Source organism: Hahella sp. HNIBRBA332 (genome assembly GCF_030719035.1).
Classification (GTDB): Bacteria; Pseudomonadota; Gammaproteobacteria; order Pseudomonadales; family Oleiphilaceae; genus Hahella.
Genome location: NZ_CP132203.1, coordinates 4,667,735 through 4,678,813 on the forward strand (window position 1 = coordinate 4,667,735; position 11,079 = coordinate 4,678,813).

General features: G+C 57.3%; 10 protein-coding genes. 6 read left to right on the top strand and 4 right to left on the bottom strand.

Annotated elements, in window-relative coordinates; genetic code table 11:
- Nucleotides 1-32: 32 nt before the first annotated feature.
- Nucleotides 33-1,349: a sigma-54 interaction domain-containing protein gene (locus O5O45_RS20615; RefSeq protein ID WP_305901225.1), complete on the bottom strand. Its 1,317-nt coding sequence runs from the start codon at nucleotides 1,347-1,349 to the stop codon at nucleotides 33-35.
- A 187-nt stretch (nucleotides 1,350-1,536) separates the two neighbouring features.
- Here O5O45_RS20615 and O5O45_RS20620 point away from each other — a divergent pair, with 187 nt between their 5' ends.
- From O5O45_RS20620 to O5O45_RS20645, 6 genes are read left to right on the top strand one after another with little or no spacing between them, the layout of a single operon-like run.
- On the top strand, nucleotides 1,537-2,061 hold the full coding sequence (locus O5O45_RS20620; protein ID WP_305901226.1) for a hypothetical protein: 525 nt from the start codon (nucleotides 1,537-1,539) through the stop codon (nucleotides 2,059-2,061).
- A complete protein-coding gene (gene cydP / locus O5O45_RS20625; protein WP_305901227.1) occupies nucleotides 2,054-2,251 on the top strand; it encodes a cytochrome oxidase putative small subunit CydP in 198 nt (65 codons plus the stop codon). The genes O5O45_RS20620 and cydP overlap by 8 nt, the downstream gene beginning before the upstream one ends.
- A complete protein-coding gene (locus tag O5O45_RS20630; RefSeq protein WP_305901228.1) occupies nucleotides 2,241-3,815 on the top strand; it encodes a cytochrome ubiquinol oxidase subunit I in 1,575 nt (524 codons plus the stop codon). The genes cydP and O5O45_RS20630 overlap by 11 nt, the downstream gene beginning before the upstream one ends.
- 27 nt (nucleotides 3,816-3,842) lie before the next feature.
- The gene (gene cydB / locus O5O45_RS20635; RefSeq protein ID WP_305901229.1) at nucleotides 3,843-4,982 is read left to right on the top strand and encodes a cytochrome d ubiquinol oxidase subunit II; all 1,140 of its coding nucleotides are present in this window, start codon (nucleotides 3,843-3,845) and stop codon (nucleotides 4,980-4,982) included.
- A 50-nt stretch (nucleotides 4,983-5,032) separates the two neighbouring features.
- The gene (gene cydX, locus O5O45_RS20640; RefSeq protein ID WP_127973338.1) at nucleotides 5,033-5,149 is read left to right on the top strand and encodes a cytochrome bd-I oxidase subunit CydX; all 117 of its coding nucleotides are present in this window, start codon (nucleotides 5,033-5,035) and stop codon (nucleotides 5,147-5,149) included.
- A 3-nt stretch (nucleotides 5,150-5,152) separates the two neighbouring features.
- A complete protein-coding gene (locus tag O5O45_RS20645; RefSeq protein WP_305901230.1) occupies nucleotides 5,153-5,449 on the top strand; it encodes a cyd operon YbgE family protein in 297 nt (98 codons plus the stop codon).
- 297 nt (nucleotides 5,450-5,746) lie between these two features.
- Here O5O45_RS20645 and O5O45_RS20650 read toward each other — a convergent pair whose 3' ends face one another.
- The 3 genes from O5O45_RS20650 to O5O45_RS20660 all read right to left on the bottom strand — a co-directional run bounded on the left by O5O45_RS20650 (nucleotide 5,747) and on the right by O5O45_RS20660 (nucleotide 10,946).
- Entirely contained in the window at nucleotides 5,747-6,058 is a 312-nt protein-coding gene (locus tag O5O45_RS20650) for a hypothetical protein (protein ID WP_305901231.1), read from the bottom strand.
- Between the two features lie 236 nt (nucleotides 6,059-6,294).
- The gene (locus tag O5O45_RS20655) at nucleotides 6,295-9,435 is read right to left on the bottom strand and encodes a chitinase C-terminal domain-containing protein (protein WP_305901232.1); all 3,141 of its coding nucleotides are present in this window, start codon (nucleotides 9,433-9,435) and stop codon (nucleotides 6,295-6,297) included.
- 29 nt (nucleotides 9,436-9,464) lie between these two features.
- On the bottom strand, nucleotides 9,465-10,946 hold the full coding sequence (locus O5O45_RS20660) for a glycoside hydrolase family 19 protein (protein ID WP_305901233.1): 1,482 nt from the start codon (nucleotides 10,944-10,946) through the stop codon (nucleotides 9,465-9,467).
- Nucleotides 10,947-11,079 lie beyond the last annotated feature (133 nt).

Genomic DNA, 11,079 nt, shown 5'->3' on the forward strand with positions numbered 1-11,079 from the left:
TCTACCAGCTATCGGAGGGGTATTCATAGCCCCTATTTCAGCATCCTGACTTTTCGATATAACGTTCTTTCACTAACGCCCAGCGCCTTGGCCAGGGACGCATTATCGCCTTGATGCCGGTCAAGCGCCTGTCGCAAGTAGCAACGCTCGGCCTCATCCAAAGTCAGAAGCTCATCCTCTGAGGTCGCAGCAAGGGGGCGGTTAGCAGAGGTCGCCTCTTCATCAAGTTGCAGATGAGACGCTTCGATATCCGAGCCGTCACAGAGCAGAATCGCCCGTTCAATCCGGTTGCGCAACTCACGGATGTTACCGGGAAAGGACTGTTTCCACAGCCAATGCTCCGCACTTTCTGCGAAGTTAAGAATACGTTGTTTGCTAAGACTATCGAGGAGGTGTCGGGCCAGATGAAGCACGTCGTCGCCCCGCTCCCGCAACGCCGGCAAGCGCACGGGGAAAGGGCTGATGCGGTAATAAAGGTCCTGGCGAAAGCGCCCTTCCCGCACCAGTTCCTGTAACGGCTGATGCGTGGCGCATACCAGGCGAAAGTCCGCCTGTTTCGTGGTCACCCCTCCGACTGGACGATAGGCGCCAGATTCCAGCAGGCGCAACAGCTTAACCTGCATGCTTAGAGGGATATCGCCAACTTCATCCAGAAAAAGCGTGCCGCCCTCAGCCGCCTCAACCAACCCAATTTTACGGTGCGTCGCGCCAGTAAAAGCGCCCTTCTCGTGGCCGAACAGTTCACTTTCAAACAAACTGTCGGTCAACCCCGAGCACTCTACGGTGACAAAGGGTTTGCTTGCGCGTGGACTGCGTTCATGCAGGTATTCCGCCGCCAGCTCCTTGCCGGTTCCCGACTCCCCCAATAGCAACACGCTGATATCCGCCGGCGCGGCGCGACTGAGCAGCTCCAGCATGTGCGTATATGCGTTACTGAAGCCGATCATGCGCCGTTCGCTGCGCTCCCTGCGGCCAGGATGCGCCGGCTGCATAATCTCGACATAGAAACGAATTTCGCCTTCTTCGTCGCGGATCGGGCTGAGCTCCACATCCACATGCTCGCGCCCCTTCGGCGTGTTGTGAATATGCAGCATACGCTGCCGTCGGCCGCTCTCCTGACACTGACGCAAGGGGCAGGTCTCCCCCGCCTGATCACAAGGCACGGAATAGCCGTGAGACACTTCATAACAATGGCGATTGAGCAACGCGCCGTCCTGTTGAAAGGTGCGGCGATAGGCGTCATTGGCGGCGCGAATACGGTATTCGCGATCCAGCAACACAGCGGGGGCGGGAATCGCTTCCAGCATAGAACTGATAGCGGGGAGTGTGGGATAGAAGGACTCTGTCATGACAGACCGTCATTTATGTCATAGCTCATGACAAATATGGCGCGACATCACCATAAAGTAAAGCTGCGCATCACCTGCTTTTGCTTCTATCTCCGCGGAATACAAGACATTCCCGCCTCTGGCTCGCCGCTTGCTGAATCCTCGTCACAGACCATAAAAACCTTTACCCCAAATTCGACGACTTACCATGGCCAGAGTGAAACAATGGATTTACGGCGACCGACTCAGCTACCTGCTGTTCGAGCCCATCTCACGGCGCAGCGCTCTGATCGACGCCCTTCCCGCGCTTTCGGACAGCTATCGGAGTTTTCTGGTCAGCAAGGGGCTCAGCAATCAATATCTGCTGTATACCACTGCGGAAACATCCGATGTTTCTGATATCGCAGGACTACGCATTGCGCCAACGCCAGCGGAGCAATTGCCCCAGAGTCTACCTTTGGGGGAAACCATTCTATGGACCTTGCCTGACGCAACCGGTGAGTGTTGCGGATTTCGTTGTGAGGGATTCGCCTTCACCGGCCAGTGGTTTTCTCCCGGCGCCCTGCTTTACCTAACAACACCATCTCCTGCGTTGTTGCAGTCCCTGCTGCAGTTGGCGGACGACACCATAATTTACCCCGGTCGCATCGTCGACGGACAACGCATCACCAGCCTGGGTCAGGAGAAGGCGATTGCGGCGCGGGTGACGTCAGGGAGATCCCGCAATGCCTGAGCGCAAGTCCATCTTTTCCATTCCGCTGGTGCGCGAGCTCAGCCTGTTTCTGCTGCTCAAACTGATTCTGATTTTCGCTATCAAGGCGGTCTACTTCTCTGATCCTGTGGATTTATCTCATCCAGAGGAAAGCATTTCCAAGCAGTTCGGCGTTATTCCTACTCAATCGGAGGATCACTATGATCAGTGAAAACGTGGTGGACCTGTCGCGGCTCCAGTTCGCGATCACCGCCTTCTACCATTTTCTGTTCGTGCCTTTAACCCTGGGGCTGGCGTTTCTGCTCGCTATCATGGAGTCGGCTTATGTGATGACCGGCAAGCAGGTCTACCAGGACATGGTCAAGTTCTGGGGCAAGCTGTTCGGCATCAATTTCGCGCTCGGCGTGACCACTGGTCTCACCATGGAGTTCCAGTTCGGCACTAACTGGGCCTATTACTCTCATTATGTGGGCGACATTTTTGGCGCGCCGCTGGCCATTGAGGGGCTGATGGCGTTCTTTCTGGAGTCCACCTTCATCGGCCTGTTTTTCTTCGGCTGGGACCGCCTCAGCAAAGTTCAGCATCTGGCGGTCACCTGGCTGGTGGCGATCGGCTCTAATCTGTCCGCGTTGTGGATTCTCATCGCCAATGGCTGGATGCAAAACCCAGTCGGCGCCGAATTCAATTATCAGACCATGCGCATGGAAATGGTCAGCTTCAGCGAACTGATTTTCAATCCTGTGGCGCAGGTGAAGTTCGTGCACACGGTCTCCGCCGGTTATGTCACTGGCGCCATGTTCGTGCTAGGCATTTCCTCTTATTACCTGCTCAAGCAACGCGACCTCCCCTTCGCGAGACGCTCATTCGCCATCGCCGCCAGCTTTGGCTTCGCCTCTATTTTGTCCGTCATTGTGCTTGGCGATGAGTCAGGTTATGAGTTGGGCGATGTGCAGCGCACCAAGCTCGCGGCTATCGAAGCAGAATGGGAAACGGTTGAACCGCCGGCGGCTTTTACGCTTTTCGGCATTCCCGACAGCGAAAACATGAAGACGGATTACGCGCTCAAAGTGCCCGGCGCCCTGGGCTTGATCGCTACACGCTCCATTGATGAAGAAGTCACGGGCATCAAGGATCTGATCGCCGAGCATGAGCAACGTATTCGTCGCGGCATGCAGGCCTATGCGCTGCTGCAAAAACTCAAAGGCGGCGACCAGTCTGCGGAAACGCTGTCGACCTTCGACGCCCTGAAAAAAGACTTGGGCTATGGGCTGCTGCTGAAAAAATACACGGACAAGGTAGTGGATGCGAATGACATGCAGATCAAGCAGGCGGCGCACGGCACCATTCCCTCCGTGGGCCCCATGTTCTGGACGTTCCGCATCATGGTCGGCCTGGGGTTCGCCATGCTGATCCTGATCGGACTGGCGTTCTATCACAGCTCCCGTCATAACGTGGAACGTCAGCGCTGGCTGCTGAAGGCGCTGTTATTCGCCATTCCCCTGCCCTGGATCGCGTCTGAGATGGGCTGGTTCGTCGCCGAGTTCGGGCGCCAACCTTGGTCCATCGGCGAGGTGCTGCCGACGTATTTGTCCGCGTCAACCCGCTCAGCGACGGATTTATACATGAGCCTGGCCGGCTTCATCGGGTTCTACACCCTGTTGCTGGTGGCGGAGATGTACCTGATGTTTCGCTATGCGCGCCTGGGTCCCTCCAGTTTGCACACAGGGCGTTACGACCTCGAACAGCCGGCCGCCTCCGCAGCCGCCCACGCCTAAGCCCTTACGGATATCAGGAGTCACAGTATGTTTGATTATGAAACGCTGAAAATGATCTGGTGGGTGCTGGTCGGCGTGTTGCTGATTGGCTTCGCGGTGACCGACGGTTTCGATATGGGCGTGGGCGCGCTGTTACGCATCATCGGCAAAAACGACAACGAGCGGCGGGTGCTGCTGAATACCGTCGGCCCGCACTGGGATGGCAATCAAGTCTGGTTCATCACCGCCGGCGGCGCCATTTTCGCGGCTTGGCCGGTGGTTTACGCGGTCGCCTTTTCCGGTCTGTACTGGGCGTTACTGCTGGTGTTGTTCGCCATGTTCTTCCGTCCGGTGGGCTTCGAGTATCGCTCCAAAATGGACGATCCGCGCTGGCGCAACGCCTGGGATTGGGGACTGACCGCCGGCGGCGCTGTGCCCGCACTGGTGTTCGGCGTCGCCTTCGGCAATCTGTTTCTGGGAACGCCGTTCCAATTGGATGAGTTGATGCGCTCCGAATACACCGGCTCGTTCTGGGCGTTGCTGAATCCATTCGCGCTTCTGTGCGGGGTCGTCAGTCTGAGTATGCTGGCCATGCACGGCGCCGCGTATCTGCAAATGCGCACTGACGGGGAGCTGCGTCACCGCGCCAGCGGTTACACGCGCCTGCTGGCTTTGGTGGTGGCGGCCTGTTTCACCCTGGCGGGAGTCTGGTTGTACTTCGGCATTGAAGGATACGTCATCACCGCCAGCGCAGATGTCGGCGCCGCCATGACGCCTCTGCAGAAGTCCGTCGAATTGCAGGATGGCGCATGGCTGGCCAACTACAGCAAATATCCACTCACCCTGGCGGCGCCGATTCTGGCCTACGCAGGCTTGCTGCTGACGCTAGTCATGACCGCCGCCCAGCGCAGTGGACTGGCCTTTGTGGGAAGCTCCCTGGCGCTGACCGGCATCATCTGCACCGCCGGCTTCAGTCTGTTTCCCTTTGTGATGCCCTCCAACTTGACGCCAAGCCACAGCCTGACGCTGTGGGACGTCACATCCAGCGAGAAAACCCTGAACATCATGTTCTGGGTGGCGATGATTTTCGTGCCGATCGTGCTGTCCTACACCCTCTGGGGCTACTACAAGATGTGGGGGCGACTAAACACGGACTTTATCGAGAGCAATAAACACGGCGTGTATTGAACCTGCGATAGCGATTTGAAACGTCTTTTACGATTAGAGGAGAACCGGATATGTGGTATTTCACCTGGATTCTGGGCGTACTGTTGGCGTGCTCATTTGGGCTGATCAACGCCCTGTGGCTGGAAGTCACCGAGAACTTCGACCGCGAACCCGACATCAAGGATTAACCCATGAGCCATCCCGTCGACTACCTGGCCTACGGGCCGCTTTACGCCGGCTGGGCGCGGGGCCTGTCATTGCTGAGCGCCCTGGCGCTGGCCGCCATGGCGTTCGCCGCACCGCAGCTCATCGCCGCCAGCTCCGCGGAACTCAAACACGGCCTGCTGACGCTATGCCTGTGGGGCGTCAGCGCCGGCTTCGTCCACGGCGTCGGCTACGTACCGCGCCTGACGATCTGGCGCTGGACGCTGGGCCCCTACGTAGGCTGGCCGGTGATGGCGTTATGCGTGTATTTGTGGGTGATGTGAGCGTTTGGGCGTTCTTGCAGAGAGAAGCAGAAAAAGCCTGCGCAGGCGGGCTTTCCTCATGCGGAGGACTTACAGAAAAGCGTCGCCCCTTGTGGAGTCCCAATAGGCAACTTCGGACGCCTCAAACTTTCCCCACAAGGACCTTTATCCATGGGCTTTTTTGTATTCCAACTCGTTATCAAATAAAGGCGTCAGCTGAATAAATCGCACCCGCTTGGGAAGTCCCTCTTGTATCGGCGAAATAATATCGTCGCCATTTGAGAACATAAATGTCTTCGCCGTGGTTCCCTTCCACAATCAATAGGTCAGAGTCGTCGTATCGCCGCTGTTTGGAATGTCCCTGCTTCCATTGCCATGCAGAGCAGTTTCCGCCAACGCTTCAGCGATACTATCCACCTCAGGAGTCAGCCCGATGAAAAACTCACAGCCTTTATTCTGCGCGCCCAATACATTGCTTGCGCCTAGCGTCGCATAGATCGTAACGCCTTCATTCGTCTGTGATTCATCCCACTTCAACACAAAAATTTCTATTCCCTCGGGCGTCACATACTTCGCCTTCCTTGCTGGCTCCCCAAACCTGAAGTAATAGTAATCGGCAACCGTAGCCATATTTCATCCGCCAATTGAAAGATTCATTCACCTTCACCTGAACTCCCGCTGATTCTCGCACAAATAAACTATCGGTTTTGTGGAAATCGGCGAGGTACGAAGGCGCTCCACTCTACCACGAATGCCAGCATTTTCACCGTCAGCTACTTTGGAGCAACAGTAAAAAGCCCGCACAAGGCGGGCTATTCAGTTCTGAGTCCGCCTCCGGTTAAAGGGGCGGACTGGGTTGGTGCAGGTTAGAAGTTACACACCAGGGTCCAGCTGCCGTCGCTGCCTGGGGTGGATTGGGTCCACCAGCCTGCGCGGTAGACGACCTTGTTGTGGGACATCAGGTCGCCGGAGCCGGCGTGGCTGGGATTGCCCTGCCAATCGCTCTGGGTCCAGTTGGGATAGACGTTCACTTTGCTGGGATCGACGTTGGCGTCGGCGCATGAGCCGCCGTCGTTACCGCCATCATCGCCGCCGTTGTCTCCGCCATCGCCATTATCGCCGCCGTCCAGAGAGCCTGCGGGCAGTTCCGGATGCTCTTGTTTCAGGGCGAAGGTGGCGCCGCCGATTTTCACTCTCCAGCTGGAAGGCGTCGCCATCGGCAGATGGTAGTTAAGCGTGATGTCCATGCTCTCACCGTCCGCCAGGGCCTGATAGTTTTTCAGGGTGAACGCCACTTTGTGGTGATCGTTCTCCAGGCCGCCGATGTTGTTGCCGGAGCTGTTAGCGCCACTGGCGATGACTTTCAGACCCACGCCGCTCTGATCGCTGATGGTGTCAGGGATCGCCGTAGGCACGTTGAACTCAAAGGTGGTTCCACCTGGGATGGTCTGCCCTGAGTTGTTGGTGATCTTCAGTTTGGGATTGATCGGATAGTTCTGATCGCCCAATTTGAAGCCGCTGATGCTGTACTTGATGTCCAGACTGGTCGCCGGCACATCGGAGCCGACCTGATCACCGTAGGGCGTTGCGTTTTTGAACGCGTCATAGAACTGCGTAGTCAGGGTGTCGCCCATGAAGTACTCGCCCTTGTCCGCGTTCCAGTCGTAGTCGCCGGCCAGTTCCCAGAACATGACGCCGCCAATGCCGTTATCGACCACGTAACTGGCCTTAACGCCAATGGACTCTTCATCTTCGATGGACAGGAACACGCGTTTTTCCGCATTCCACAACCAGGGCGCCACCGCCGTCGCGTCATAGTGACGGCTGTAGGAGCCGGTCAGCACATCGGTAGGATCGTTAGCCGGGTCAAGACCGTAGTCCGCGATGTAGCTGCCCGCCACACCTTCCGCCAGGTTCTTGGCGTGCCACAGCGGGTTGGAGCCGGCGCCCATCTCATTGCCCTGCTTATCCAGGTCGTGCCAGATGTTGTCGATGCCCACGGCGCCGTGGCCGCAGTCATTCTTATCGCCGGAACCAGTGCCGGGAGGACAGTTGTTCTGATCCGGCGCGGAAGCGGTTCCCCACAGACCGTTATCGCCGCCGTTCACGCCCTGCCAGCCGCGGGTGTAATAGGGCACGCCAATATTGATGCGGCCCGCCTGCATGGTTCCACGGAAATACTTGTAGGCCCAGTCGGTATTGAGATAACCAATGCGTTGATACTGAGAGGTGTTGTAGTAGTTCCAGGCTTTCAACTCCACGTCTTCGCCGGTGTCATACAACGCCGCGTTGGGACCGACGAACTGATTCCAGGCGCCATGCAGGTCGTAGGTCATGATGTTGACGTAGTCCAGATACGGCGTGATCTGCATCACTTCCATGCCACGCAACAGGTATCCCGAAGAAGGCGAAGCGATGGTCAGCATGTAGTGCTTGCCGTCTTCCGCCGAAGCCGCGTCCAGCTTCTCACGCAGGGTTTTCATCAGCTCCACGTAGGACGCCATCAAACCGGCGCGACGGGCGTTGGCGATGGAGAAATCATCCGGGTTGCCGGCGTCATTCATGCTGGTGGGATATTCATAGTCAATATCCACCCCATCAAAGTCATAGGAGCGCAGGAACGCCACCACCGAATCGGCGAAGGTGTTGATGCCCTGATGGTTGATGCTGTTATCCGCGTTGGTGGTCATGGTGTAGAAACCGCCGCTGTCGACGCGCTTGCCGTCATCGTCGAAATAGCCGCCGGTTTCCGCCCAACCGCCAACGGAGATCAGGGTTTTCACGTTCGGGTACTGCTTCTTGAACTTGTTGAGCAGGTTGAAATGGCCCTTGTAAGAATAGCTTGGATCCATTTCGGCGCCTTCCACCCCATCCCAGGTGAGACCGGTGGCGGCGTTTTCCGGGTTATTCACATTGCCCACGGAAATCTTGTTGTTTCCATCCACATGAGCGAACGCATAGTTAATATGAGTCAGCTTCTCCCAGGGAATATCACTGGCCAGATAGGACGGCGCGCCATTCTTGCCGGTGCGCCAGGACGTGAAGTAACCGATGATGCGGCGGGGATGATCCGCGCCCATTTTTTCACGGCCGTTTTCGTCGTAGATGCTACAGTACGGCACATCGACGCCTGGGGTCTGATACAGGCCTTCCGGACGGCAGTCTTCACCGCCGGGATCGGTTCCGCCATTCACTTTGATGGCGACTGCTGGAGCCATGCCGCTCAGACCTTTGTCGTCAATCGCCTTGGCGGCGATGCGATGCGCGCCGGGCTTGGCTTTCCAGTCCATTTCATAAGGCGCTGCGTCGTCCTCGCCAATCAGGGCGTTGTCCACATAGAACTCCACCTTGCTGACGGAGCCGTCCGCATCCGCAGCGTCGACGCTGATATTGACGTTGTCATCCGCATTGAATTCTTCATCCGCCTTGGGAGAAGTGACGCTGGCCGTAGGAGCCTGATTATCCGGCGGCGTATCGTCGTCAGAGACTTTGATGCTGGCTTTGCCGGAGGTCGCGTCCGCATTGTCGTCATCCACTGCGGTGGCGCTGACGGTGTGGTCGCCCAACTCCGCCTTCCACTCTACGGAATAAGGCGCGCTGTCGTCTTCGCCGACCACTTTGTCATCCACCATAAAGGTGACTTTGGCGACGGAGCCATCCTCATCGGACGCTTGCGCGGATAGCACAACATTGTCGCCGACGGCGTATTCAGAGCCGGAGGTTGGAGCAGTCAGAGTCACGCTGGGCGGTTTGTTATCGACAGGACCACCGTCATCGCATTGACCCAAAGGCTTCCATTCCTGCCAGTCGCCGGAATGAGTTTCAGGATCGGCGCCCTGCGACCAATAGGCCGCCTCATAGGCGCTGTTTTTGTGCTTCACTTTCGCGCCGCCGGTGTATACGGCGCCGCTGTCCCAGTCGGAAAGTCCCGCGCAATCATAGGCGAACGCCGATTGGCTGAGGGCTCCCGCCGCAATCAAGGTGGCGGTCAGCAATTTCATTTTCATAATTTATAGTCCTTTTGCGGTCGCGGGCTTCATTGTCCCGCTGTTTGTTGTTTTTCATCAGTCACGACGGTGACGTCGAAAAAGTTCTCCACGCAGCGGCGATAGTCGCCTTGCGCCAGCGCGAAGTACGGGGTCTGATAGCCGACCAGCTTGCAGGCGAAAGATTTGCCTTCGGGCATGTCCGGGTAGTAACCCCAATCCTGATCCCAGTACACCTGCAATGCGCCGGAGCCTTGGGTATCGAAGCTTTTCTGATCTTTACATCCCAACTCTTCGTTGGCGCCGATGGCGACATTGAGCGCCTGGGCGTGGTTGCGGTAATAGTCGATGCGATTGACGGATTGCGGCTTCTCGTAGCCGTGGCCGCATTCGATGCCGCCATTGATGATATTGGTGGTGGCGCCGAAGCCGGGTTTGATGCCCAGTTGCGCATCGTGAGCGTTAGGCGTCCAGGTTCCGTCCACCACGTGCAACATGCTGGGTTTCGGAGACGCGGGATAGACAAAGAAAAACACGGCGGAAGCCAGGTTCAGCCAAGTGTCGGCGACTTTTTCCGGATCGTTCAACAACACGCTCACATCGCCATACATGGCCTGTGAAAAAGGGCCATAGTTGTAGTTGTAACTGAGCTGCTTGGCGCCGCGGCCAAAATACTTCAGATAGTCGCCACTGGCGTCTTTACCGCAAGGCCAGGTTTTGCCCTGCCAGGTGTCCGGACTGCATTCCGCGTTGTAACCGCATCCCGCGTTGTTCGCGTCACACCCGGCTTCTCTGACGAACACCAGGCCCTGACGCCACTGGGGAATGGAGGAATTGCCATCATGGCCGCCAGTTTCCTGCGTGAAGTGAGCGAACATGGTCGCCAGGGATTTACGGCAGATGGCGTCGCTGTCGCGGCCGTCATCATAGGTGGCGCAGAATCCCTTGAACTTACCGACGGCTCTCAGAAAGCGGGTGTAGGTGTAGGACTCATGACGCTGCGGGAAGGTCTCTTCGAACTGTGCTGAAGACATGATGCTCTCCACCCGCTTGACGTTCGCCGGATTAGACGCGGCGCCGGGAACGATGGCTTCGACTTGAGCGTTATCCAGGGTTTTGACGGAGTCTTTGACTTTGTTGAAGAGCGGCGTATCAGTGAGATTGGCTTCCGCAGCGTCCAGGGCAGAGGCTTTCATGCTGTAGCCGCCGCCCGGCAGAGGTTGCGGCAAATCACTGGCGCTGTCGTCGCCATCTCCCGGATTATCGCCGCCATCGCCGGGGCTGTCGCCACCACTGCAGGAGGCGTCGCACGGTCCTACTTGCTTCCAGGGGCCCCACTCTCCCGAGGCGGTGGGATCATCTCCCTGCGTCCAGTAGCGGGCCTGAAAAATCGTACTGGCGGTGTGCGCTTGCTCGCCGCCCTGATAAACGGCGTTGCTTTTCCACTCCGGCACAGCAGCCATGACCACTGCGCTGGATAGACAGAAAACAGAGGCTAATATCCCCATTCCGAATCTAAATTGAGTACGCATAGTTATTTCCTTGAGGCAAAACGTCCCGGTGTTTACGGGACTCCTTATTGGATTTTTGTAATAAGCGGCCCAAGCCGGTTTACTGGGCTGCGCCTTGTAGGCCTCGTTAGGGCTATATTGGACCGCCTATACC